27 protein-coding genes are annotated in these 22,770 nt (G+C 40.0%); 10 read left to right on the top strand and 17 right to left on the bottom strand.

Features of this window, described 5'->3' with window-relative positions:
• Positions 1-91 precede the first annotated feature (91 nt).
• Together RCG24_RS09280 and RCG24_RS09285 are read right to left on the bottom strand one after the other, a co-directional pair.
• Positions 92-2,389, bottom strand: coding sequence for a transketolase C-terminal domain-containing protein (locus tag RCG24_RS09280; RefSeq protein ID WP_202653735.1), 2,298 nt, complete (start codon positions 2,387-2,389; stop codon positions 92-94).
• Positions 2,389-3,402 carry a 2-oxoacid:acceptor oxidoreductase family protein gene (locus tag RCG24_RS09285; RefSeq protein WP_202653734.1) on the bottom strand — a complete coding sequence of 338 codons (1,014 nt, stop codon included), beginning with the start codon at positions 3,400-3,402 and terminating at the stop codon, positions 2,389-2,391. Before RCG24_RS09285 ends, RCG24_RS09280 begins: the two co-directional genes overlap by 1 nt.
• A 314-nt stretch (positions 3,403-3,716) precedes the next feature.
• On the opposite strand from RCG24_RS09285, the gene RCG24_RS09290 reads away from it, so the two are divergent.
• Positions 3,717-5,465, top strand: a complete 1,749-nt coding sequence (locus RCG24_RS09290; protein WP_308078919.1) for a B12-binding domain-containing radical SAM protein — start codon at positions 3,717-3,719, stop codon at positions 5,463-5,465.
• Between the two features lie 112 nt (positions 5,466-5,577).
• On the opposite strand, the gene RCG24_RS09295 is transcribed toward RCG24_RS09290, so the two are convergent.
• Positions 5,578-5,781 carry a hypothetical protein gene (locus RCG24_RS09295; RefSeq protein ID WP_202653732.1) on the bottom strand — a complete coding sequence of 68 codons (204 nt, stop codon included), beginning with the start codon at positions 5,779-5,781 and terminating at the stop codon, positions 5,578-5,580.
• A 132-nt stretch (positions 5,782-5,913) separates the two neighbouring features.
• Here RCG24_RS09295 and RCG24_RS09300 point away from each other — a divergent pair, with 132 nt between their 5' ends.
• Both RCG24_RS09300 and RCG24_RS09305 read left to right on the top strand, forming a co-directional pair.
• A complete protein-coding gene (locus RCG24_RS09300) occupies positions 5,914-6,267 on the top strand; it encodes a DUF3905 domain-containing protein (protein WP_202653731.1) in 354 nt (117 codons plus the stop codon).
• Between the two features lie 104 nt (positions 6,268-6,371).
• The gene (locus tag RCG24_RS09305) at positions 6,372-6,572 is read left to right on the top strand and encodes an alpha/beta-type small acid-soluble spore protein (RefSeq protein WP_202653730.1); all 201 of its coding nucleotides are present in this window, start codon (positions 6,372-6,374) and stop codon (positions 6,570-6,572) included.
• On the opposite strand, the gene RCG24_RS09310 is transcribed toward RCG24_RS09305, so the two are convergent.
• The 3 genes from RCG24_RS09310 to RCG24_RS09320 form a co-directional block, all read right to left on the bottom strand.
• Complete coding sequence (locus RCG24_RS09310; protein ID WP_308078920.1) at positions 6,569-7,873, bottom strand: anti-sigma factor domain-containing protein; 1,305 nt, start codon at positions 7,871-7,873, stop codon at positions 6,569-6,571. The two genes, RCG24_RS09305 and RCG24_RS09310, sit on opposite strands and share 4 nt — an antisense overlap.
• The gene (gene sigI, locus RCG24_RS09315) at positions 7,870-8,616 is read right to left on the bottom strand and encodes an RNA polymerase sigma factor SigI (protein WP_202653728.1); all 747 of its coding nucleotides are present in this window, start codon (positions 8,614-8,616) and stop codon (positions 7,870-7,872) included. The genes RCG24_RS09310 and sigI overlap by 4 nt, the downstream gene beginning before the upstream one ends.
• A 158-nt stretch (positions 8,617-8,774) precedes the next feature.
• A complete protein-coding gene (locus RCG24_RS09320) occupies positions 8,775-10,355 on the bottom strand; it encodes a peptide chain release factor 3 (RefSeq protein ID WP_308078921.1) in 1,581 nt (526 codons plus the stop codon).
• 176 nt (positions 10,356-10,531) lie between these two features.
• On the opposite strand from RCG24_RS09320, the gene RCG24_RS09325 reads away from it, so the two are divergent.
• Entirely contained in the window at positions 10,532-10,792 is a 261-nt protein-coding gene (locus RCG24_RS09325) for a hypothetical protein (protein ID WP_202653726.1), read from the top strand.
• 122 nt (positions 10,793-10,914) lie between these two features.
• Positions 10,915-12,636, top strand: coding sequence for an AAA family ATPase (locus tag RCG24_RS09330; RefSeq protein WP_374049140.1), 1,722 nt, complete (start codon positions 10,915-10,917; stop codon positions 12,634-12,636).
• A gap of 28 nt (positions 12,637-12,664) precedes the next feature.
• Here the strand turns inward: RCG24_RS09330 and RCG24_RS09335 are convergent, their stop codons facing one another.
• The 4 genes from RCG24_RS09335 to RCG24_RS09350 form a co-directional block, all read right to left on the bottom strand.
• Positions 12,665-12,805 (bottom strand): YjcZ family sporulation protein, encoded by a 141-nt coding sequence (locus RCG24_RS09335; protein WP_202653725.1) that lies wholly within the window; start codon positions 12,803-12,805, stop codon positions 12,665-12,667.
• A gap of 21 nt (positions 12,806-12,826) precedes the next feature.
• A complete protein-coding gene (locus RCG24_RS09340) occupies positions 12,827-12,931 on the bottom strand; it encodes a YjcZ family sporulation protein (protein WP_202653724.1) in 105 nt (34 codons plus the stop codon).
• 126 nt (positions 12,932-13,057) lie between these two features.
• Positions 13,058-13,477, bottom strand: a complete 420-nt coding sequence (locus tag RCG24_RS09345; RefSeq protein ID WP_202653723.1) for a CotY/CotZ family spore coat protein — start codon at positions 13,475-13,477, stop codon at positions 13,058-13,060.
• A 212-nt stretch (positions 13,478-13,689) separates the two neighbouring features.
• Positions 13,690-14,868, bottom strand: coding sequence for a response regulator transcription factor (locus tag RCG24_RS09350; RefSeq protein ID WP_202653722.1), 1,179 nt, complete (start codon positions 14,866-14,868; stop codon positions 13,690-13,692).
• 260 nt (positions 14,869-15,128) lie between these two features.
• On the opposite strand from RCG24_RS09350, the gene RCG24_RS09355 reads away from it, so the two are divergent.
• The 3 genes from RCG24_RS09355 (at position 15,129) to RCG24_RS09365 (ending at position 16,913) form a co-directional block, all read left to right on the top strand.
• Positions 15,129-15,722, top strand: a complete 594-nt coding sequence (locus tag RCG24_RS09355; protein WP_202653721.1) for a DUF6230 family protein — start codon at positions 15,129-15,131, stop codon at positions 15,720-15,722.
• Between the two features lie 36 nt (positions 15,723-15,758).
• A complete protein-coding gene (locus RCG24_RS09360; protein WP_202653720.1) occupies positions 15,759-16,199 on the top strand; it encodes a DUF6114 domain-containing protein in 441 nt (146 codons plus the stop codon).
• Positions 16,200-16,268: 69 nt separating this feature from the next.
• Positions 16,269-16,913, top strand: coding sequence for a hypothetical protein (locus RCG24_RS09365; RefSeq protein ID WP_202653719.1), 645 nt, complete (start codon positions 16,269-16,271; stop codon positions 16,911-16,913).
• A gap of 63 nt (positions 16,914-16,976) precedes the next feature.
• On the opposite strand, the gene RCG24_RS09370 is transcribed toward RCG24_RS09365, so the two are convergent.
• From RCG24_RS09370 to RCG24_RS09385, 4 genes are all read right to left on the bottom strand, one after another.
• Complete coding sequence (locus tag RCG24_RS09370) at positions 16,977-17,117, bottom strand: hypothetical protein (protein WP_308078922.1); 141 nt, start codon at positions 17,115-17,117, stop codon at positions 16,977-16,979.
• The gene (locus tag RCG24_RS09375) at positions 17,101-17,427 is read right to left on the bottom strand and encodes an SRPBCC family protein (RefSeq protein WP_308078923.1); all 327 of its coding nucleotides are present in this window, start codon (positions 17,425-17,427) and stop codon (positions 17,101-17,103) included. Before RCG24_RS09375 ends, RCG24_RS09370 begins: the two co-directional genes overlap by 17 nt.
• A 99-nt stretch (positions 17,428-17,526) precedes the next feature.
• Positions 17,527-18,240 carry an aminotransferase class I/II-fold pyridoxal phosphate-dependent enzyme gene (locus tag RCG24_RS09380; RefSeq protein WP_374049141.1) on the bottom strand — a complete coding sequence of 238 codons (714 nt, stop codon included), beginning with the start codon at positions 18,238-18,240 and terminating at the stop codon, positions 17,527-17,529.
• Positions 18,152-18,712 carry an aminotransferase class I/II-fold pyridoxal phosphate-dependent enzyme gene (locus RCG24_RS09385; RefSeq protein WP_308078924.1) on the bottom strand — a complete coding sequence of 187 codons (561 nt, stop codon included), beginning with the start codon at positions 18,710-18,712 and terminating at the stop codon, positions 18,152-18,154. The genes RCG24_RS09380 and RCG24_RS09385 overlap by 89 nt, the downstream gene beginning before the upstream one ends.
• Before the next feature lie 203 nt (positions 18,713-18,915).
• Here RCG24_RS09385 and RCG24_RS09390 point away from each other — a divergent pair, with 203 nt between their 5' ends.
• Complete coding sequence (locus RCG24_RS09390; protein ID WP_202653717.1) at positions 18,916-19,554, top strand: YczE/YyaS/YitT family protein; 639 nt, start codon at positions 18,916-18,918, stop codon at positions 19,552-19,554.
• A 131-nt stretch (positions 19,555-19,685) separates the two neighbouring features.
• Here the strand turns inward: RCG24_RS09390 and RCG24_RS09395 are convergent, their stop codons facing one another.
• Positions 19,686-19,880 carry an IDEAL domain-containing protein gene (locus RCG24_RS09395; RefSeq protein ID WP_202653716.1) on the bottom strand — a complete coding sequence of 65 codons (195 nt, stop codon included), beginning with the start codon at positions 19,878-19,880 and terminating at the stop codon, positions 19,686-19,688.
• 207 nt (positions 19,881-20,087) lie between these two features.
• On the opposite strand from RCG24_RS09395, the gene RCG24_RS09400 reads away from it, so the two are divergent.
• On the top strand, positions 20,088-20,927 hold the full coding sequence (locus tag RCG24_RS09400) for an alpha/beta fold hydrolase (RefSeq protein ID WP_308078925.1): 840 nt from the start codon (positions 20,088-20,090) through the stop codon (positions 20,925-20,927).
• Between the two features lie 42 nt (positions 20,928-20,969).
• Here RCG24_RS09400 and RCG24_RS09405 read toward each other — a convergent pair whose 3' ends face one another.
• Complete coding sequence (locus tag RCG24_RS09405; protein ID WP_202653714.1) at positions 20,970-21,569, bottom strand: response regulator transcription factor; 600 nt, start codon at positions 21,567-21,569, stop codon at positions 20,970-20,972.
• Positions 21,562-22,737: a sensor histidine kinase gene (locus RCG24_RS09410; protein WP_202653713.1), complete on the bottom strand. Its 1,176-nt coding sequence runs from the start codon at positions 22,735-22,737 to the stop codon at positions 21,562-21,564. The genes RCG24_RS09405 and RCG24_RS09410 overlap by 8 nt, the downstream gene beginning before the upstream one ends.
• Positions 22,738-22,770: the final 33 nt, after the last annotated feature.

Consider the following 22,770-nt stretch of genomic DNA (forward strand, 5'->3'; position numbering starts at 1 on the left):
TTGCTGGCATTTTTTCACAAGCGCATTTTTCTTATTTTTCATGTATAAACAAAAACGCAAAGCAATAATCAGCTTTGCGTTTCAATAAGGTTTACAGTAATGGGTTTTCGTGTTTTGCTTTAAGGCGCTGCCATCTTTTCTCAACTTCTTGCTCGAATTCCTCTAATAATTGCTTGTTTTCTTCTTTTAGAAGGTGTTTCGTTTTACCCATATATTTTAGCCATTCCGTGAGAGGAATTCGTTTATTTTTGTCTTCCGGATTGTAGGTAATTGTCGTTACACCTTGCTCTATTTCATACAGCGGGAAGAAACAAGAATTAACAGCAGCTTCAACAATTTTTGTCCCATAACGATCATCAGATTTCCAGTTTAATGGACATGTTATCAAGATTTTTCCATACACCGTTCCAACATTTTGCGCATACCATTGTGCTTTAGCACCTTTTTTAACTAAATCCTGCGGAAATGCTTCGGAACCGGTAAATACATATGGTATATTGGTTGCTGCCATAATTTGGGCTGTGTCTTTATGATGGAAAGCTTTACCGCGCTGGGCTTTGCCAACGCCTGAAGTGCTTGTCATATGGCCAATCGGTGTGGAATAAGACATTTGCGACCCGGTATTCATATAGCCTTCATTATCATATTCCAGCATGATCAATTTATGTCCACGCAGCGCTGTTCCAATCGCTGATCCCATCCCAATGTCCATACCGCCGTCTCCGGTTACCATCACAAAGGTAGCGTCATCGGAGACCTGAATTTCTCCGCGGCGTTTTAGTTCCATAAATGCTTCAACCGTACCGGATAATGTGGCCGCACCATTTTGGAACAAATTATGCATCATCGTTTGCTTGTGGGATGTATTGGGATACCCTGTTGTTGTTACATAGGCACAGCCTGTTTGGAACAATGTGACGATATCGCCTTCGATTCCTTTAAAGAATAATTCAAGGCCGGCAAAGATACCACAGCCTGGGCATGCGCCGTGCCCGGAAGCAATCCGTTTTGGCTTCCCGGTTAAAGCACGAAGCGGCGGAATTTTAACCTTTAATTTATTGGTTGCTTCATCCATTTTAACTTCAATTAACCCTGATTTATAGACATCACCATACTGTGGTTCAATTACAGGCTTAAGTGCTTTTTCCGGATCACCGGGAACATGGCCAAAATAATCGAATGGTTTTTCGGCATAACCTTTTTCCATTGCGTCAATCGCCATATCAAAGAAAGCCTTGGCATCAGTTTCGTAAAAGTCTTTGCCACCCAAACCAAAGACACGGCTTAACACGATTGTTTTATTATGATAATCTTCCTGAAGTGCAGATTTCACCTCATGGGTTAAATTTGCCCCTTGCGCACCGTAAGAGTCGGCACGTTCCCCAACAAGCAATGCTTTAACATTCTTTAGGGCTTCACGGATTTCCTTTGCCGGGAATGGACGAATCATATTTGGACTGATAACGCCAGCCTTAATCCCTTTGGCACGGAGCTGATCAACAACATCCTTAGCTGACTCAGCCGCAGAGTTTAATAAGAATAAGGCCACTTCGGCATCTTCCATTTTATACAAGTCTAATACGTTATATTCTCTGCCGGAAAGCTTGGCATATTCGGCAGCAACTTCTTCAAAAACCTCTTTCGCATTGTAAATCGCTTCTGATTGCTGGAAGTGATTGTTAATAATATCATCGCCGAGCATATGAGCACCGATCGTAACTGGTTTTTTCAGATCTCTGATAAAATTGTAACCCTCAATTTGCGGTTCGCCAACAAACTCTTGAACGACGCGGCGGTCCTTGAAGTATTCAACACGGCGTTTTTGGTGTGATGTCCAGAACCCGTCATAAGCCACGATGACTGGAAGGCGGACTTTGGAATGTTCCGCCACTTTAAGCGCCATGATATTCATATCATATACGGCCTGCGGCGTTCTTGCAGTTAAAATCACCCACCCGGTATTTAAGCCATAATAAAGGTCTGAGTGGTCGCCCCTGATATCAAGCGGACCGCTGACTGCACGAGTTACAAGGTTTAATACCATTGGGAAACGGGTACCAGACTGAACAGGCAGCTGTTCAATCATGTATAAGAAACCATTTGCGCTTGTCGCATTAATAACACGTGCACCAGTTGCGGCAGCACCGTAGCAAATCCCTGCTGATCCATGCTCGCCATCGGCCGGAATCAGCTTAATATCATGTTCGCCGCGCGCTTTCATTTGATCCAAGTATTGTGCCACTTCAGTTGAAGGAGTGATTGGGAAATATCCCATGATATGATAATTAATTTGGGCTGCCGCCATCGCTGCCATTTCATTCCCTGATTCAAAGGTTGAAATCTGTTCAGCTGCCCCTTTTGTCGTTAATTGATCTTCCAAAATTGCCATTAGTAACTCCCCCCTGCTACATATGGAAAGTTTTGCTTAACTCGATGTTCATCCGCATAACCGAGTATTTCACGCAGATCACTAAGCGCATCGGTTGGGCATGCTTCGACACATTTTAAGCAGCCTTTACAGTATTGATAATCAATTCCTTTAAGAAACATTTGTTTTCGGCCTTTCTTGTCCTCGCCCTCTTCCCAAACAAAGCAAAAATCCGGGCAGACATTGTCACAGGCAGCACAGTTAATACATTTTTCTTGTTTAAATTCCGGCATAAAGCCTTGCCGTGATCCGCTTAAATCTTTTAAAATACTGTTAGCCTGCGCCGTAATCACACCGCCAAGCTCCTGGGTCTCATAACCAAGCAACGGCTTAGGACGAGAAAAGGCTTTTCCCACGGCTCCTTCAGGAACAGAGTAAGTTTTAAATTGAACTTCATGATAACCACGGTCAAATGTGCGAATATTTGGTTCCACTAAATGTGGGTATTTTTTTGTGAAGGTTTTTCGAATTACATCTCTCATTGACTCAGGATCGAGAAAATCACAAATCCGATAAAGCGCTCCAAGCATTGCCGTATTAACTTTCGTTTTTTCCTCAACGGCAATCCCTAAAGCATCAACGATTGCTAAAGTGCCATATTCGAGACGCAAATCTTTTCTTACTTCGTCAAAATCTCTTGTCGTATTAACGAGAACAATCCCATCGGCATTCAAGCCGCTGACCACATCAACGGTGCGGTATAAAGCTTCATGAAAAACACCAACAATATGAGGCTGTTCAATTGGGCTGTGATCACGAATTTCAACATCCGGATCACAAAAACGGATAAAACTTTTTACCGGAGAGCCTTTTTTCTCCGAGCCATATGATGAGAAATTGGATCCCTTTAAACCTAGACTTAATACCCCTGCCTCTGCAAGCATCTTTCCGGCCAAATTTGCCCCAAGCCCACCGATAGACTCTAGGCGAATTTCAAAAAATCCAAGCTCATTTTTTTTCGGCAAAATTGACATAATCACATCTCCCCCACTTTCGTTCAAAAAACTTCTAAAAAAAGTTTGAAATTTGTTCAAATATTATTCTAAGACATTTTATTTTATAAATCTGTGACAAAAATCAAACACTTATGAGATTTTTTTAAAACACTTTGTTTAATCCTTTGAAAAAGCTTTGTTTTATTGATTTTATACGCTTACAATTATTATGGAACAGAAAAATCATTGTATTATAACAGATTGGTTTACACTATAACAGATGTGTTTTTGTCTTTTCTCATCAAAATGAGCTATAATCTAAATGGTTTGAATCATGACAAAGGAGCTTTTCTATGAATGTGATCTGTGCAACCTTAAATGCCAAGTATATCCATACGAATCTTGCCATTCGCTACTTAAAAGCCTACGCAGCCCCACAATTTGACATCCACCTCAAAGAATACACGATTAAAGATCCGGTTTTGAACATTGTTTCTGATCTCTATCAGCAAAATCCTGATGTGATCGGCTTCAGCTGCTATATTTGGAACATCGAAGAAACATTAAAAGTCGTTAATATGCTAAAAAAAATTAACCCCTCCATTTCTATTGTCCTGGGGGGACCGGAAGTGACCTATGATACTGTATGGTGGATGGAAACGAATGCCGATGTCGACTTTATTGTCATTGGTGAAGGGGAACAGACCTTTAAACGCCTGCTGATGGAAATCGCAACAACGCAAGAATTCGATCAGGTTCCGGGGATTGCCTATCGTAAAGCGGGACAAATTACTGTTACTTCACCTGGACAGAAACTTGACTTAAAGGAGCTTCCATCTCCTTACCGTTTTCCAGAAGATCTTCCGCATTTAGCAAAACGGGTTACATATATTGAAACAAGCCGCGGCTGCCCGTTTACCTGTCAGTTTTGTCTCTCGTCAATCGAAGTGGGCGTCCGCTATTTTGATAGGGAAAAAATCAAGAACGATATTCGCTACCTGATGGCTAACGGGGCAAGAACGATTAAGTTTGTTGACCGTACCTTTAATATTAGCAGAAGCTATGCAATGGAAATGTTCCGCTTTCTCATTGATGAACATCTACCCGGCACAGTTTTTCAATTTGAAATTACAGCCGATATTATGCGGCCGGAAGTGATTGAATTTCTTAATCAGGAGGCGCCGGAGGGATTGTTCCGTTTTGAAATTGGGGTACAATCCACAAATGATTACACAAATGAACTTGTTAAACGCAAGCAAAATTACGAAAAACTAAAACGAACCGTCACCATGGTGAAAGAAGGGAAAAAAATTGACCAGCACCTTGATTTAATTGCCGGACTGCCGGAAGAAGACTATTCATTCTTTCGGAAAACGTTTAACGATGTGTTTGAAATGCGCCCGGAAGAGTTACAATTGGGGTTTCTTAAAATGCTGCGGGGGACTGGTCTTAGGATTAATGCTGCTGAACATCAGTATGTATTTATGGATCATTCACCTTACGAAATTTTAAGTAATAAAGTCCTTTCCTTTGATGATATTGTGCGGATTAAACAAGTTGAAGATGTGCTGGAGAAATATTGGAATGACCACAGAATGGATACGACCATTGAATACATAGTTTCAAATGTTTTTTTGACACCATTTGACTTTTTTCAGGAATTTGGTTCCTATTGGGATCAACAAGGCTGGTCGAGAATTGGCCATCAGCTGGAGGACTTATACCGGCGGCTTCATTCTTTCCTTGAAATGAAGGGAATTGAGCAATTAGAGATTGTTGAGGGATTAATGAAGTACGATTATTTAAGAAATCACAAATACAAACCAAGAAAACCATGGTGGACCCCAACATTTAATAAGGATGACAGGGCAGCTATATATAAACAGATTGCTCAATCTCCGGAGAAATTGGGGCAAAACTTCACAAATCTTCGGCTGGAAGAAAAAGAGCTATATAAGCACACAATGCTGGAGAAAATATCATTTGATTTAGAGAAATTTTTATCCACCGGTGAAATTGCTAAACAGCCTTCATGTTTGTTAGCTTACTTTGACCCCGCAAAGGAACGGACAGACATTTTCTCGTCAATAAACATACTATAGGCCGGAGAATTACTCCGGCTTATTTTCTCTGAACCTTTTTTCCTTTTTAGTCCGCCTCTTATTTTCCGCTAGAGGTTTATTATTCACATCACCGTATTCTATCGAAAATTCTTCAATCGGTATACGTGGCGGAGCTTTTCGACGTCCCTTCATTGTCACTTCTCCCCTTTTTCCCCTGCTTAGAATTGCGATTTTGAAACCGAATCGCGTTATTATTGTCGGTAAATTCAGCCGAAAATTCACTTTCTTGAATATTTTTCCGAGGGGTTTTTGTGTATTTTTCTACTGCATTAAACTCTGCCTTTCGCTTAGCCATTGAAGCTGCTCCCCTTTCTTAATGAAATTACATTTATATTGTAGGATAAAATCCAGTTTATATGCGTTGGCTAATTTTTCATTCATAAAAAAGAAGTACTGGAGAAAAATAACCGAAAAAGAGGTGACGTAGGTGAAAAAGAAGAAAGAGACTCAGCTTGAGATACCATTAAGTATCGACGAAACATTGCCACATCAAATTAACGCCCCGAGTTTCAAAGGAACAGGCATCAAAATGGAGGCTCCCTTTGTCAATCAACATGGAGTAATCATTGGTGACAGCCACTATTCGTCGGCCAATTCGCCACTTGAAAATTGGACAGTTGAGACGGATCCGGCGATTATGTCAGGGGACGAATGGGTTCATCCCACAAATGATATCGGCTGGAATACAACCGAAAATCATGAATTATTAGAAAGCAAACGAAAGCCTCAGGCTGTTCCGTTTATGCACCCGACAATAGATGTCAGTAAGGGGACGGACTAAATATCCAACTTCGAAAAACATTTCCATTAATGAAAAGGGTACAACCAATCAATAATATGTATACAGAGATAACCATTCTCTGAATGAAAAGGAGTTGAACGAAGATGGCTAATAGCAGCAATAAATTATTGGTACCAGGCATTGAACAATACTTGGACCAGATTAAATATGAAATAGCCCAAGAATTTGGGGTTCAATTAGGTTCCGATACGGTTTCCAGAGCCAATGGTTCGGTAGGCGGAGAAATTACGAAACGATTAGTACAGCAAGCCCAATCCCAGCTGTCAGGACAACACAACCGCTAAACACAAATAAACATGGAAAAAGTCCGGTTACTGCCGGACTTATTTTTCTGTTGCCGATGGCTTTTGTTTTTTGAATGAACTTGTTTGCCATGATGTTTTGAACGATCATTTGGCTTCGTTTTATTTTTTGGATGATTGGGCTGCTTTACACTGGGGTGCTTTGGATTGCTTTGGCGATGCTCCTTTTGCTTCTTCTTGTTTTTATGCTGAACCGGCTGTTTCGAGTTATTTTTTGAATGCTGTTGTTTTTTTCCGTTACTTTTCGCTGGCTCCCACTGTTTTACTTTACTTTTTGGGTGATTTTTTCTTTGTTTATCTTTTTTTGCAGGGGAATTTTTGTTCTTCTTACTTTTTTGATTGGAATATTTTTTTGATTGTCCGCTCTGTGCCACCTTTTGCTGTTTTTGTTTAGGACTGTTGAATCGCGTTTTGTCGGCCTTTTTTAATTGTCCTGGCGGCAGCTTCTTTTCAGCCTTATTGTTTAACACAATTTTGCCTTTATGATCACCGTTTGCATCCATAGCTTGTTTCTTGATTGGTCCTGGCCGCTGAGTTTCCTGGAAATCGCGCTGAATCTTCCCTCCATTTTTTCGATTATTTCGTTGCTCATTTGATTTTGCCTTATCCTTTTCATTACGATAATTAGCCTGGTATTTCCCAGCTGTTACCCCTAGCTCGTGAGCTTTTTTTAGTTCCTTTTTTGTACAAGAGAGAACAGTCAGTTCCAGGTGCTGAGAATAAATGGCATCTTTAATCTCAGAAATATTTTTTTGAAGCTTTTTTTCCGCCTCTTCCTCCATTTTTTCAATCCGAACAGTTGAGAAAATGACATGTTTATGGTTCTCCAATAAACCCTTTTTTTGCATGTTTATTAACAGAACTTTTGTTACTTCAGCAGCACTATGCTTCTTCCAATTTTTTAGCTGGGCAACCACCTTTTTCCCTTCCGGATTAAAGCCCTTTAGTTCAATAACTTGCATTTTTACGTTTACGCCAAGCTCAATGCTGGGATTTACGTCAATGGACAAATAAGCATATGCTTTGTCAGTTTGAAACATGGGTAATAAAGATCCTAAAATGATAATAAGGGCAATGGCTGCAAGCCACATTGGCTTCAGTTTGACAAATTGATTCAAACGCTTTAAAAACTGATTTTTATCAGTATTTGCGATTGGATAAAAATAAATTTCCTCGCCAAGGGTATAGGTTTGCTCCAGCTTCCTGGCCCGCAAAAACTCTCCTTCGGGGGTCAAAAGGATTAGAAAAGCATCGTCTATGTGCATGACAATTCCTTTTTTCAAGTTTCCAACACCCCCTTTAAATAATCCTTCATATAGATAAAATCACCGGATAAAATTAGTGCAATCGCAATGATGTATTTACGATTCCGTTCAATTGTTTTACGGCTTACACTAACCTTTTTTTCTAATTGCTTAATCGGCAGACGCTTTTTTTCGAGCAATAACCATTTTAATTCTTGGTCTTCCACTAATGTTTTTGCTACTAAAATGGCATTTTTTCTAGCATCGGCATGCTTCGGGGAATTCTCCAATAAATCACTGAGATTAAGGTCAAAATCCACCAATAAGCCTTGAAACCGGATAATCTCTTCTTTTCTTAATTGCTCATCATTCTTTTTATGATAATCCTCCAGAGATAGCTCATTTACAATTACATCTCCGGGAGAATCCTCCTCGTTGGGGTGGTTCATTAAGTCCATACTTAAATGTTGGTTCTTTGTTTGTTTACGAATATAGTCGATTATTCTTCTTTTAATGATAACTTCGGCAAAACTTAACAGGGAACTTCCCCGTTCCGGCGAGTATTTTTCAATCGCCTCATGAAATGCAATAAGCCCTATGCTAAATTCATCATCGGTCTCATATATATATCGTTTACACACAGAAGAAACAGTCTTAGCGATAAATGGTTTATATGCATCGATCAGCTCGTTAAGAAGAGAAGAGTTTCCTTGTTGAATTAAGGCTACAGTTTCTTCTAAAGTCAGCTTTTTTTTCTTGGCCATAAACAATAAACCTAGCATATGCTCACCTCTATTCGACCAATTATATCATACGTTTCGGTCATTTTGCGGAGGTAAGCTAGCTGCTTGTCACTAAACGGTACGTTTGCTTGTTTCATTTCTGGGGGGTTGCAAGCAAAAAATTTTTTTCATATAAAAAGGCAGGGACATTCCCCGCCTTAATCATGTTGATCCATTGGATTATACAGTTTAATATTAGGATTCTTATCTTGAAACCATCTAAGTGCGAAATCATTTTCAAATAAAAATACATAATGATCATAACGATCTTTTACTAATAAGCTTCTGGAGCTTGACAGATTTTCATCAACCACGTCGTTTTCAATCCAACGGGCAATTTTCGACCCCAAGCGTTCCATTAGAACCTCGGCATTGTATTCATTTTTCATCCGGTGCTCAAATACTTCAAATTGCAACTGGCCAACAGCACCTAATAAATATTCGTCTGTCTTGACTGTTTTATACAGCTGGATTGCTCCTTCCTGAACGAGCTGCTCAATCCCTTTGTAAAACGATTTTTGTTTCATAACATTTTTGGCTGAGACTCTTACAAATAGTTCCGGCGTAAACTGTGGTAATTTTTCAAACTGAAAATCGTTTTTTCCAGTTGTCAGGGTATCACCAATCTGATAGGTTCCGGTATCATATAAGCCAATGATATCTCCACTGACTGCTTCTTCTATAGTGCTGCGTTCTTCCGCCATAAAAGCCGTTGATTGCGACAACTTTAGCCGCTTCCCTAGGCGGGGAATATTAACGGTCATCCCCCGTTCAAATTTGCCGGAACAAATGCGGACAAAAGCGATTCGGTCACGGTGTGCTGGATTCATGTTGGCCTGAATTTTAAACACAAAGCCGGAAAACTCGTCTGAAAGCGGGTCAATTTCTCCAATAGAGGAATTTCTAGCTTTCGGTGAAGGGGCGAAGCGCAAATAAGTCTCTAGAAATGTTTGGACTCCAAAAGCCGTTAAGGCGCTGCCAAAGAAAACAGGAGTCAACGTCCCATTTGCCACCCGTTCTTCGGAAAATTCATTTCCTGCTTCATTTAAAAGCATAATTTCTTCAAGGGTTTGATCATAAAGACCAGTTGATTTCAGCTTATGCTCTCCCTCTATTTCACCCGCTTCATTTAACGGAATAAAGCGTTCTTCCTCGCTGCCCCGGAACTGTTCAACCCGATGATAATAGCGGTCATAAATTCCCAGAAACTCTTTGCCCATACCGATCGGCCAATTCATTGGATATGATTCAATTCCCAGGACTTCTTCTAATTCAGCCAAGAGTTCGAGCGGCGGTTTTCCTTGACGATCCAGCTTGTTGATAAAAGTAAAAATGGGAATTCCGCGCATCCGGCAAACTTTAAATAATTTTATTGTCTGTTCCTCAATCCCTTTGGCCGAATCGATAATCATCACGGCACTATCAACAGCCATTAGCGTTCGGTACGTGTCTTCACTGAAGTCTTGGTGTCCGGGAGTATCAAGGATATTCACTTGAAATCCATTATATTTAAACTGCATCACGCTGGATGTGACGGAAATTCCTCTTTGCTTTTCAATTTCCATCCAGTCACTCGTAGCAAATTTGCCCGTCTTTTTAGCCTTTACTGTTCCGGCATCGCGAATAGCACCACCAAAAAGCAGCAGCTTTTCTGTCAGTGTCGTTTTACCGGCATCCGGGTGAGAAATAATTGCAAACGTCCGGCGCGATAATACTTCTTTTATAAAATCGTTTTCCATTTATGGTTTCCTCTCTTTAAACAGCAATAAATTTTTTCCATAATTTTTATCTTATCTCGCAAATGGTAACTTTGCAATATCTCATTGAATGTTCAGGATTCTTTCTTTTATCCTTATACAGAAAAGAATATAATAGTAGTATATGGAACTAAACTGAAATTTCTCGGAGGAATTTGATGGATATTGATAAACTTGACCAAGCAACGCTAAATTTATTACAAAAGGCATTTGAAATTGTCCTTGAACAAAATAAGGTGCCTTATAAAAAAATTGGGATTGTCGAAGAGGCCGATCAATTCGCTTTTTTGTATGAGGCAAAAAATGGCAAGGTTCATGTTTTTAAATGGAAGAAGGCCGCATGTGTTGATGTAAGCATTGGTGTTTTGGCACAAAGTGTGCTAGCGCCGATCATCCCGCATTTACGGATGCTCTCCTAAAATTCGTCACCTATCTTGAAAAAGATAGGTGTTTTTGTTCTCATCTTCCAGTGATTACCATGCCCATTTTTCTGGAAATTGTTTTATAATAGGAGAAGACTTTGAGATGGAGGATGATCCTATTGAATCGAAGCAAAATAGTAATCTCCAAGTTTATTCCGCTTTTTGTCGCGTTTATCATAGTAGTTTCAGGAACCATTTGGGCGATTCAATCAACAAATCATGAGATTTCCATTCCATTCTCCTCTGTTGAAAAAGTAATTCAAGAGCAGCAAGGGAAAAAAATAATTCTTACAGAACATGAAGATGGCAGTCTTGAAATAGATACTGGGAAGTCACAATATGTCTCCCATATTCCCCCAAATAGCCAAATGGTAAATAAATTAGTAGAAAAATATAATATTGATTACTCTTACACAACAAGCAGCCGTTATGGAAAATGGGCATTGGCTGGTGTCCTTGTTCTTCTCGCCGGTGCCGGCTTTGTCTTACAAAAAAGAAAGGGCAGCGTTGGCCTCAATACAATGAAAAATAGTGTTGCAAAAGCAAGCCCGCTGCCAGCCATCAGCTTAAAGGATGTTGGCGGCCTCGGTGAAGAAATGAAGGAAGAAATATTACAGACACTTTCAACTTTAAAAGAGCCGGAGCAGGCAATGAAATTAGGGATCAAGCCCCCGAAAGGAATTCTTTTATATGGCCCTCCGGGAACTGGAAAAACATTGCTGGCTCAAGCCATTGCTCATGAACTAAATGCAGCCTTCTTTTCGGCCAGCGGTTCCGCGTTTAATGAACTTTTTGTCGGAGTGGGTGCGAGCCGTGTTCGGTCTTTGTTCCAAGCCGCAAGGAAGCAAACACCAGCAGTTATTTTTATCGATGAGGTCGATGCTCTTGCTGGAAAGAGAAAAGCTCATGGCGGTGAAGAAGCAGAAAAGACGTTAACCGAGCTATTAGTTCAGCTTGATGGCGGTCATTCCAATGACGGGATTCTGTTTATTGCGGCTACAAACCGAAAAGATATGCTCGATGAGGCATTTCTGCGCCCCGGAAGAATTGATTTTAGCTTTCAAGTACCGCTGCCTGATACAAAGGGAAGACGGGAAATTATTGAAATCCATACAAAAGGAAAATCTTTGGCTCCCGCGGTTTATGCCTCTTTAAATGAATTAGCCGAAAGCACCTCAGGTTTCTCCGGAGCTGAACTGCATTCATTGTTTGAAACAGCGAGCCGAAGAGCTTTGCGAAATGGGCATGATACCATTGAAAAGGAAGATCTCGATTATGCCTTAGACAGGACCATCCTCGGCAGTGCCTCACGAACCTTGCAGGATTATGAAACAAAACATCGTGTTGCCATTCATGAAGCAGGTCATGCACTTGTAGCCTCGATCACAAAACCAGGCTCTGTTCGGAAAGCAACGATCATTCCTCGGGGTGAGGCACTTGGCTATGTGGCACCAATTCCAAACGAACTTCATTTGTCCACGACAAGTGACCTGCTTGATCGTGTCGCGATGATTTTAGCCGGCGGTGTTGCCGAGAGAATCCACTTGGGTGAACATAGCATTGGTGTCAGCGGCGATGTACAGCAGGCTAAACAGATCATTGAGCAAATGGTTGATACGGGCATGCTGCAAGACGGTTTTACCTTAACGTTTAATAGCAAGGACAAAGAGACAAAAATGCAAGAATTGTTTGCCGAAGGCTTGAAAAAAGCAGAAAATCTGATCAAAACCTATCATGTCCAGTATCAACAATTAGTCGATGCATTATTTAAAAAAGAAACATTAGAGGGTTCCGAAGTAGAAAGCATTGTTTTAAATATGAACAAAACAAGGCCCGCTTGATTAGCCAAGCGGGCCCCGTTTTGTTCGCTTAATAGTAGCAAGCTGCGCCTACAATAATTAAGAGGATAAATAATACGACGATTAATGTAAAACCGCCGTAGCCTCCCCAGCCAAAGCCACCACCATAACCAAATCCACCACAACCGCCAAATCCACCATAACCAAACATGTCATTTCCTCCTTTTATATTTTAATAGAAAAAGCCACCAACAAAAGCTGTACCTACAATGATTAGTAAAATGAACAATACAACAATTAAGGCAAAACCGGCTCCGTATCCACCTGCTGCAGTCATTTCCATTACCTCCTTTATTAAAGTCTATATATCCTATTCAGGAAAGAAAAAAAGTGCAATAGACACTTATCCCAATTATCCCGATTCTCAAATTAAATCAGCCGATCGTTGCACAAAATTATTTGTTCATTTTGGTTCGATAATTGGCAGGGGCCGATCGACTAATTTGGGGGACAATGGTTCAAGAGCACAAAAACAGCTTAAATCGACAATGATACATTCTTGCGTTTTGATTAGTGAATACACTTCATCACAAAATTCCATTGGACAGCCATCGATATCTACAGGTTCAAGCAATGAAAGGACTGCGCAGCAATGATTTATGTCAAGTTTCTCCAATCTAAATACTGGTGTAATGAAACAGTTCCCGGTTACTGATCTCCCGAAAGCTTCAAAGCGACATTCCTGATTGGAAATGATAAACGGTATCGTATCATATCCGATTGATTCACAAACAAAGCGAAAACCTTTCAATGACAGTTTTTCCTGCTCCTCCAACAATTGCTGCAAATCGTGACAAAAGCAACTCTCGGTATGCTTATTCATGTCTTTTCCCCCTTCCCCATTGCTCCGCACATTACCTTATTTTAGAGTATTCGATTCACATTAGATGGTATAGGCACCTTACATATATTTCATTTCTTTCATCAATAAACATCCTTCTTTTCAATATGAACATGCGACGATCACAAATAAAAAACCCAACTTTCTTGTTGGGGCTTTACAGGATTAATTTTTCGCCTATTAAGTTCGTTTTCTTATTCGATAATTCCCATGCGGATCGCTTTGACAGCCACTTCTGTGCGATTTTGCGCTTTTAATCTTTTCATGATATTTGAGATATAGTCTCTAACGGTGTATTCACTTAAATAAAGCCTCGAGGCGGCTTCTTGAGTGGAGGCGCCTTCCGCTAACAGTTTAATGATTTCAATTTCCCTCGGTGTTAGATTAATAGCTTCCTCGAATTTATCCTGTTTTTTTATCCGCGCATCAATAAATCTTAGTAATAACTCCCCTGAGCTTTGGCCAAATTTCATCAATGCCGGGAAAAGGCTTGTATCTACCGTAAAATATTTGCCCGGTCCTTGGTCTAACACAATTCCGCCAATAATTTTCCCTTCTTCTGGAACATAGACTGGGACAATGATTAAAGAAGTTAGTTCAAACTTTTTAACATATTGTTCAGGAAACTCGTGTTTGGCATCCGGAATATAAATCGGCTGGAAATTTTTCATTTCATGCCCTTGGGATTTTAATTTCACAATACTTTCATTAAGGACGGGAATATTGGTAATTTTTTCAGCAATCGCTTGAATTTCGTCATTATTTAAATGATGGCCAAATAAACCAACCCCGACACTTTCCTCATTTGCAAATTTAAACAGAGCACACCGATCAAATGGCAAAAAATAACCGAATCCGAAACAAATATTTTCAACAGATTCCTGAAAGTTTTGCGAGCGAATAATCCATTCATTGAAAAGGATAACGGCATCTTTCCAGGCGCTTTTCATCTCCAGCCCTGTTTGAAACAACATGACCTCACTAATTTTCGAAAATAAATAATGGACCGAAGGATGTAATTTTGAGGAATATTTAATCCTTCTTTTCAACACCCTATGCACTGAATTTTCTAATAAGTTCAGATGAAAAATGAGTGATTCCGGCTCTGGCGACCGCTTAAAAACAGCAAACCATCTTGACTGAATTTCCTTCAACAATTCATGAATATCAGCTTTACCTTTGTGAAAAGTATCTAAAAAGTTCACGAGAAAGTCACTGGCAAATTCAAATACAGCAATGGTTTTCTTTTTCGTATTATTGAGCGATTGAAGGGTTAACTCCCATTCGTGTAAAAGATCCCCTTGATAGTCACTAAGCAGGGAAACGGCATCATTTAGCAAATGGTTTAAATGGGCATTCAGTGACTTAGACATATGATGATTCCCTCCTTTTCACTGGTAGTCATTTCATGGAAATCTTAATTCGCCAATATCCCGCAAAATTCCTGCTCTCTTCACAAATTATCGTTCATCTTGCACGAGTTCTCCTAAAATTTCCCTATTTTAAAGATAATTTCACTACAAATGTAGGGGTTAACCTATTTTCTGATTTATCATAAAATTATGACGAATAGTTCGTGATTTGCCAAAATGGCTACCGCTATTCAAAATTATCAAGAAATGGAGGACAAAGGATGACAGCAGAATCAGTGATCATCGGAGGACAGACAGTCAAGAAAAAACTCATCATTGCTTTGCTTGGAGGGTTTTTATTTTTAGGGGCGCTCTTGGGAACTTTCGGGCTTACCGGAATGGCCGCAGGTCTACCATTAGTAGGCGGCTTCACCGTCAGCTTTGATAAGATGGAAGGCAAAGGTTTTAAAATGTATGGCAGTGTTGCCGAAAGTGCCACGGCTGAAAAAAATCCTGTTGCTGTTAATGAAATTGACAAAGCAACGATTACCAATTTAAAAATCACCAAAAAAATCCCGTTTCTTGGCATTAATGCGGTTATTTCCGCTAGTCAACCGGTTGAGATCACCGGACTTCAACAAAAGGCAACGCTAATAAATGGTAATGCTTCATTTTCAGAGATGACTATGAAAGAAAAATACGTTGGGGACCGTGATCTAAGTAATCCTGCCACCCTTGCTGGAGCCGCCGCTGAACATTTTTCTCAAACCGCCGATACTATTACACTCACTAATGGCGTGCTGGAAACAGTCTATCTTTTCCAAAAAACCGTTAGTCTTAACGGAATGAAGGTTTCCTTTGAACCGGCCAAATAATTTCGGCATCAAGTATATCATATAAGGATGATTTGTATGAACTCAACCCCTTCAAAACGCGAAAAGTTTAAAAATTGGCGAGCAAGGCGCCCTTTCTGGGGGGCGACCTTGTCCATTTTAGCTGGGATTGTCATTTTATCGGTACCGGTACAGCTTTATGAAATTGCTGCGGTACCCGGAAGTATGGTCGTGGTTGGCCTGCTATTAGGAGGACTGCCGTTACTAATGGGCATTCTAGCCCTTATTTTCCCAAAGTTATCGACTTTGCTTGGGATTATTACAATATTTTCCGCTGTTTTATCGATTTTAGGAGCATTAGGCGGTTTCCTTGTTGGGACCCTACTAGGAATTGTCGGGGGAGCAATGCAGATTGCCTGGAAACCGGTCATCGCGAGCGCTGATTCTGGAGAACATCCGGAGCAAAAACCGGAAGCCGAGAAGGAAGTTGCCTCAGGAAAAGAATTATCTTTAGAATAATCATTGGCACTAGTTGTAATTGTAACAATAATACTTGAAAGAGCATAGTACGCAGAAACGGTGGTAGCTTTGAAACAGAAAAAAAATCCTATTAAATTCGTTATTATTATCATTTTTGCCTTTAGTTGGCTAGTCATTCCGCCCAAAAATAGTTTAGCTGTTAATTCGGTTGTGATTGGGTTCATTATTGAAGCAAGTCGAATGGAAGGTACCATCCAGGGGCTTGAATTAGTTACTGGAGAAACAATAAACGAAACAGACCGTCCAATGTTGGAAATGAATTTCGTCAATCTGAAAGCTGAAGGGTTAAAAATAAAAAAACTGGTTCAAATCGGAGGAAGTACGCTCACAACCAATATAGGTTCGGAAGGTAATGTTCAATTTAAAAGTTTAAAAGTAAAAGTGACCAACGCTACTTTCGACAATGACACATACAAGCCCGAAAATGGCAATATTGGTCTTAAAAATGTGAAACTGCTGGCACATTCGATTACAACCGGTGAGGCAGCACTGCCGCAATTTCAGTTAACATTTAATCAAGGCGGGAATGTTGAACTGGAACCAAAAAGCGAACAAGAGCTTAAAGAGATGGAGGCATTGTTAAAAAATTTGCTTAAACCAAATGAAAACGGTAAAGATCCTGATTCTCAAACTGGAAATGGTGCCAACAAGCCAGTGGTTCAGGATAATGCTTCTCAGAGTGAACAGCCATAAGGAAAAAGCGATGTGCATTAACATCGCTTTTTTTATGCCCACATGCTATTAAAATTGGATGAGCTATACGCTTTTTAATTGCCCGAGTTTTTCACAAATCGCTAAGGCCATGTCTGTAACTGCTTCTGGAAGAACGGTTTCCAGCTTGGTATTGATGGCATTTCCCATTTTACCAATTGCATTTACTTCAAGATAGCCGGTCAATCTCGTTCGATTCGAGATGAATTGCCTTAGCTTCAAAATAGCCTTGACCGAAGTATTTTTCACTCTTGCCCTTTAATGCAAAACTCACCCTTGTTGGTTCAATCCACTCTTTAATATCAATCAATAAACTGATTTTCTTTTTGATCAAACCAAGATCACTTTTAAATTCCCAGGTGGACTGTTGCTCGTTTAGTTTTTCATGATGGATGTAGTTGGGAACAAGGGGCGCCCAATTGTCCATATCCTTGACGAAATCCCAAATCACTTCGATTGGTAAGTCGACTTCAACTTGATGTTTCCCGCTCGGCATAATTTACCTCTTTCCTTTTCAAAGATAAAAGACCTTCCAATAAGTGAAGGTCTTTTTAACATATATATGATTGTTCCCGTAGTTTTAGAAGGAAAATCTTTACTTCGTTATTACCGCTTCCATTAAATACGACTGAATCCGTTCAGCGGCTTCAGAGAGACGTTCTGGCGGCTGTACCAAAGCAATTCGAACATAGCCTTCCCCCAACTTGCCAAAGGCATCACCCGGAACTACAGCCACCCCCGCCCGGTCAATCAGCTCAAAGGCAAATCTGCGCGAACTAAAGCCAGCAGGTATTTTCGCCCAAACGAACATAGTTGCGGGAGATTTTGCGACATGCCAACCGCTTTTTTCCAAACCAGCAATTAAGGCATCCCGCCGTCTTTCATACTCGCTTACCTGAGATTTAAAGAAGCTGAAATCAGATGTCAGCGCCTTTACTGCAGCTGCTTGTATTGGGTAGAAAATCCCATAATCAATATGTGATTTAAACGAAGCTAAAGCTGCCACCGCCTGCTCGTTGCCGCTAACATAAGCAATACGACAGCCTGCCATGTTAAAGGTTTTAGACAAAGAGTTAAATTCGATACCGACTTCCTTCGCACCAGGTACCGACAAAAAACTAATCTGCGGGTTATGGTCAAAAATTAATTCAGAATAGGCAAAATCATGAACGACTAAAATATTATGTAGCTTTGCAAATTCCACTACCTCTTCAAAAAACTCACGATTGGCAAGGGCAGTTACCGGATTTCCGGGATAGCTGATGATCATCATTCTTGGTTTTCTGTAATACTTCCAAGGGGATTTCATCAAGTTTTGGCAAAAAGTTATTTTCCTCCAATAATCGCATTGGATAAACCTGGCCCCCGGCAATCGTAACACTTGCTTCATAAATCGGGTAGCCAGGGTCTGGAACTAACACATAATCCCCTGGATTAATAATGGCCATTGCTAAATGGGCCAGACCGTCTTGGGAGCCCATTAACTGAAGGATTTCTTTTGACGGATCTAGATCAACGTTATACCGTTGCTTATAGAAATAGCTTACTGCCTCATAAAATTCGGGTATACCTCTTAATGTATAACCATATTTGCTTGGATCCTTTGCATATTCGGATAACGTTTCAACCACAAATTCCGGTGGTTGAAAATCAGGACTGCCGACACTTAAATCAATAACATCCAGACCATTATGAATAGCTGCCAGTTTACGGTCGACAATTTCTTGAAAAATACTTGAAGACAATTTTTGAATCTTTTTTGCTACATCGATTTTCATCATTCTTTCCCCGCATTCGAAAAATATTTACCAAATGGTTCCTAATAATAATATTTTATATTTTACCATATTTCTGATTATATCACTCACTAAACTATAAGTATTGCACCAAATTTACCATTGATTATTTTAAAGTGATAAATTAAGATAGGTAAATAGGTTTGAAAATTCAGATAAGTCAGCTGTGTTTATGGGGGTAGCTTAGGTTGAGACTGTTCCAATACGTTTTATTTTTCCTTGGTCTTACTTTTTTTGGTTTAGGCAACGCCATTGCTGTGAACGTAAAATATCTCGGACTCCATCCTTGGGAGGTTCTAAATGTTGCGCTGTATCAACATTTTGGGCTATCAATTGGCACCTGGGGAGTAATTTGCGGCCTCGTCCTGATTATCATTTCATTGTTTGTAGACCGCCGTTACATTAATATTGGGACATTTTTAAATGCTGTATCCATCGGCCCGATCATGGATTTTTTTCTTTGGTTGGATATCTTACCAAAGTCGACAAATACCTGGATTGATTACCTCATCCTATTAGCCGGAATTATTATTACCGGAATTGGCGGAGGTATGTACGTTGCCGCTGGTATAGGAGCGGGGCCGCGGGATGGTTTTATGCTATCCCTCTCGGATAGAACCCGATTATCAGTCAGCCAAGCACGAGTCATCGTTGAAAGCCTCGTGCTTGTTCTCGGATTTTTATTAGGGGGTCCGGTCTTTATTGTGACTTTCGTTTATACTTTTATTCAAAGTCCTGTCTTTCAACAAGCATTAAAGTTTTTTAAGAAAATTGTCGAATTAGTGAAAAAGAAGAAAAACAAAGCACAAGAAAGTATTGTATTATAATATTGCAAAGCCCGGACTGCTAATGAAAAGTTCGGGCTTTTTAATTGGTTGAAATCCAAATAAAAAGTCCAAGAGACCCTATCCAGCTGGATAGGGTCTCTTATTAACCAATGGCAAATGTTTACCTGCAACTAAGAAATTTTCTTTAATTCATCCGTTAACTGAAGGAATAATTCTTTATTTCCTTCTTGAAGTGTTCGGTCGATTTCCTTTAGGATCTTCTCCTTTTGGAACTGGACAAGAACATGGTTCAAAAACATTTCGGCAAATTCAGAATCGGTATAATCATTTGGCTGTTGGGGTGAATTAAGTAATTTCTTTTCCATGGAAATCAACTCCTTAAGCTTTTTTTTATTATACTAATGGTTTTTTAAAAATTCAAACATTTTGTTCAAAAAAAATTAATAATTTTTTTAGAAAAACATCTTGATTTTTAAAAATTGTTCATTTTGGTCATGTTTATGTGTAAGAATTAAATTTTTGGGAATATTAATTTCATCATTTTAGAGATTGAACTAGGAGTGAAGCGATGAATGGAACAAAATGTTGTATCCGGTTATAAACCGGTAAATAACATAGATGTTTATTATGAATTTTATCCTAATCAAGCATCCGAACAGACGATTGTTCTGCTGCATGGTTTTCTTTCATCGACATTTACATTCCGACATATGATCCCTTTACTAAAAAAGGAATTTCAAGTTTTGTCGGTTGACCTTCCCCCATTTGGAAAAAGCGCAAAATGCAGCCGATATAAATATTCCTACCAAAATATTGCCCAAACCGTTATTAAGCTGACTGAGTCATTCGGATTGCAAAAAATGATCTTAATCGGGCATTCCATGGGCGGTCAAATCGTCCTCAATATCTTACACTTGAAACAAGAAATTGCCGAAAAAGCGATCCTGCTCTGCAGTTCCGCTTATTTAAAGCGCTCAAAAATGCCGCTTATCCTTTCAAGCTATCTCCCGTATTTCCATCGCTTCGTGAAATATTGGTTTGCCAGAACCGGAGTAGAAAAAAATCTTCAAGCATCATTATATAATCACTCCATTATTAATGAGGAAATGATGAACGGCTACTTGGAGCCATTTTTACAAGATGAAATATTCGTGGCGCTAACGCGAATGATCCGCGACCGCGAAGGGGATCTCCCGGCAAAAATATTGAAACAAATCAAAACACCTTGTTTATTAATTTGGGGCGACCATGACAAGTCAGTCCCGTTGAAAATTGGCGAAAAACTGAGCAAGGATTTAACCAATTCAAAATTAATTGTATTAGAAAAAACCGGGCACGCCCTCCCAGAAGAACGGCCAATCGAGGTATATCATTATATAAAAGGATTTTTAGCAAACAATCAGACTGGCTAAGTATTAAAATGGCTGTCCCAAAAATGATCGGGACAGCCTCCTTTATTTAAACCAGCCCTTTTCTTTAAAATGGGTAATGGCTTCAATGCGATTTTTAACTTCAAGCTTATCAAGAATGATAGAAATATAGTTGCGAACCGTGCCGGTCTTAATTTTCAGTTCTTCGGCTATTTCCTTCGTATTTTTTCCATCGGCAATCAGTTCAAGTACTTCCTTTTCACGGTCCGTCAATGGATTTTCTTCACCGTATACATCATCCATCAACTCCGGTGCATAAATACGCCGGCCAGCCATGACACTTCGGATTGCTTTAGCCAATTCATCACTTGGGCTGTCCTTTAACAAATAACCGCTGACCCCAGCCTTTAAAGCCCGTTGGAAGTAGCCCGAGCGGGCGAAGGTCGTCAAAATAATCAGCTTACAGCTGAGTCCTTTCAGCTCTTCGGCTGCTTCAAGTCCACTTTTTCCAGGCATTTCAATATCCATGATACAAACATCCGGATTTAGCGCTTTAACCAGGGCTACTGCCTCTTCTCCATTTGTAGCCTGGCCGACAACCTCCATATCGTCTTCCAAATTAAGCAGTGAGCCAAAAGCTCCCAGTAGCATTTGCTGATCCTCAGCAATAACAATTCTAATCATTTTCTCCCTCCTCCTCACCCGGTTTTACATCATTAGGAACTTTAATAATTAAAGTCGTTCCTTTGGTGGTTTGCAGTTCAAGACTGCCATTAATGAACTCTAACCGTTCACGCATTCCGATAAGTCCATTGCCTTCTTCCACTTTTCCGTCTTTTTTGGAAAAACTCCCATTATCGCTGACCCTCATCACAACTTCCTTCCAGGACTGCTCAAAAGTAATCACACAATGATCCGCCCCGCTATGTTTAACGACGTTATTGACGGCTTCTTTTAAACACATACTTAAAATATTCTCGGTTAAAAGCGATATATTTTTAGGAGCAGATTCATCTTCAACCGCCAAGCTTATTTGCGCAGCTTTCATCATTTGTTTAACTCGCTGCAGTTCATCCTTCAAGCGAATTCCCCGCATCGAAGATACCATTTTTCTTACCTCACTTAAGGCAGTTCGTGCCGTTTGCTGGACATCCTTCAATTCATATTTCGCCTGATCCGGATCTTTCGTGATTAATTTTCTAGCTAAATCCGCCTTTAACCCAATTAGTGAAAGCTTTTGGCCTAAAGTATCATGAAGGTCGCGGGCAATTCGCTGCCGTTCCTCCAGTTTCACCAGTTCCGCGATCCGCTTATTGGCATCTTCGAGCTTCTCTTCCAGCTGCCCGCGCTCCTTGCGGTTATAAATGCTGAAAGGAAGCAGAATGACACTTATCCAAATAATAATAATAAAGGGCAATTGCTGCAAAAATAATTTTTCATGCATGACAATCCCATAGTTTATGGATACCGAGGTAGACAGGAGATGAATAAAATAAAGGGTAAAAAAAGCAACCCGCTCTTTAATATTTCCAAGAAAATAAGCTAGAAAAAAAGCAAAGTAAACATAACTGAAAAGGTTTGTCGCTGTGATGGAAATGGCAATTAAGATCAAGGTCCATAAATATACGGGCCAGCCTCTGGAGATAAAAGCAATCCGATAGATGATGAAAAAGGTTAAAGTCAGCAAAATTCCCAGGATGATATGGACGGTTGATGGTGCCTGAAAAATAAAGTAAAACGGTAAAATGCAAAGCACCGTCCATAAATACGGAGCAATTCCATTGCTTTTCTGAAAGGTAATATACTTTTTAAACTTTGGCACCGCTTCTTTGATCACACTAATCCCCTTCATCTTTTGTCGGTACAATCCTAGCACAAGCTTCCA

Source organism: Neobacillus sp. OS1-32 (assembly GCF_030915425.1).
Lineage (GTDB): Bacteria > Bacillota > Bacilli > Bacillales > Cytobacillaceae > Neobacillus > Neobacillus paridis.

Excerpts from the sequence above, each read along its gene's own strand:
- RCG24_RS09280 (WP_202653735.1), bottom strand. The coding sequence starts at position 2,389 with ATGGCAATTTTGGAAGATCAATTAACGACAAAAGGGGCAGCTGAACAG.
- RCG24_RS09395 (WP_202653716.1), bottom strand. The coding sequence starts at position 19,880 with ATGGAAAAGAAATTACTTAATTCACCCCAACAGCCAAATGATTATACC.
- RCG24_RS09380 (WP_374049141.1), bottom strand. The coding sequence starts at position 18,240 with ATGAAATCCCCTTGGAAGTATTACAGAAAACCAAGAATGATGATCATC.
- RCG24_RS09305 (WP_202653730.1), top strand. The coding sequence starts at position 6,372 with ATGGCTAATAGCAGCAATAAATTATTGGTACCAGGCATTGAACAATAC.
- RCG24_RS09290 (WP_308078919.1), top strand. The coding sequence starts at position 3,717 with ATGAATGTGATCTGTGCAACCTTAAATGCCAAGTATATCCATACGAAT.
- RCG24_RS09340 (WP_202653724.1), bottom strand. The coding sequence starts at position 12,931 with ATGACTGCAGCAGGTGGATACGGAGCCGGTTTTGCCTTAATTGTTGTA.
- RCG24_RS09405 (WP_202653714.1), bottom strand. The coding sequence starts at position 21,569 with ATGATTAGAATTGTTATTGCTGAGGATCAGCAAATGCTACTGGGAGCT.
- sigI (WP_202653728.1), bottom strand. The coding sequence starts at position 8,616 with ATGCTAGGTTTATTGTTTATGGCCAAGAAAAAAAAGCTGACTTTAGAA.
- RCG24_RS09385 (WP_308078924.1), bottom strand. The coding sequence starts at position 18,712 with ATGATGAAAATCGATGTAGCAAAAAAGATTCAAAAATTGTCTTCAAGT.
- RCG24_RS09285 (WP_202653734.1), bottom strand. The coding sequence starts at position 3,402 with ATGTCAATTTTGCCGAAAAAAAATGAGCTTGGATTTTTTGAAATTCGC.
- RCG24_RS09360 (WP_202653720.1), top strand. The coding sequence starts at position 15,759 with ATGAACTCAACCCCTTCAAAACGCGAAAAGTTTAAAAATTGGCGAGCA.
- RCG24_RS09400 (WP_308078925.1), top strand. The coding sequence starts at position 20,088 with ATGGAACAAAATGTTGTATCCGGTTATAAACCGGTAAATAACATAGAT.
- RCG24_RS09295 (WP_202653732.1), bottom strand. The coding sequence starts at position 5,781 with ATGGCTAAGCGAAAGGCAGAGTTTAATGCAGTAGAAAAATACACAAAA.
- RCG24_RS09350 (WP_202653722.1), bottom strand. The coding sequence starts at position 14,868 with ATGTCTAAGTCACTGAATGCCCATTTAAACCATTTGCTAAATGATGCC.
- RCG24_RS09345 (WP_202653723.1), bottom strand. The coding sequence starts at position 13,477 with ATGAATAAGCATACCGAGAGTTGCTTTTGTCACGATTTGCAGCAATTG.
- RCG24_RS09355 (WP_202653721.1), top strand. The coding sequence starts at position 15,129 with ATGACAGCAGAATCAGTGATCATCGGAGGACAGACAGTCAAGAAAAAA.
- RCG24_RS09320 (WP_308078921.1), bottom strand. The coding sequence starts at position 10,355 with ATGGAAAACGATTTTATAAAAGAAGTATTATCGCGCCGGACGTTTGCA.
- RCG24_RS09335 (WP_202653725.1), bottom strand. The coding sequence starts at position 12,805 with ATGTTTGGTTATGGTGGATTTGGCGGTTGTGGTGGATTTGGTTATGGT.
- RCG24_RS09410 (WP_202653713.1), bottom strand. The coding sequence starts at position 22,737 with ATGAAGGGGATTAGTGTGATCAAAGAAGCGGTGCCAAAGTTTAAAAAG.
- RCG24_RS09325 (WP_202653726.1), top strand. The coding sequence starts at position 10,532 with ATGGATATTGATAAACTTGACCAAGCAACGCTAAATTTATTACAAAAG.
- RCG24_RS09375 (WP_308078923.1), bottom strand. The coding sequence starts at position 17,427 with ATGCCGAGCGGGAAACATCAAGTTGAAGTCGACTTACCAATCGAAGTG.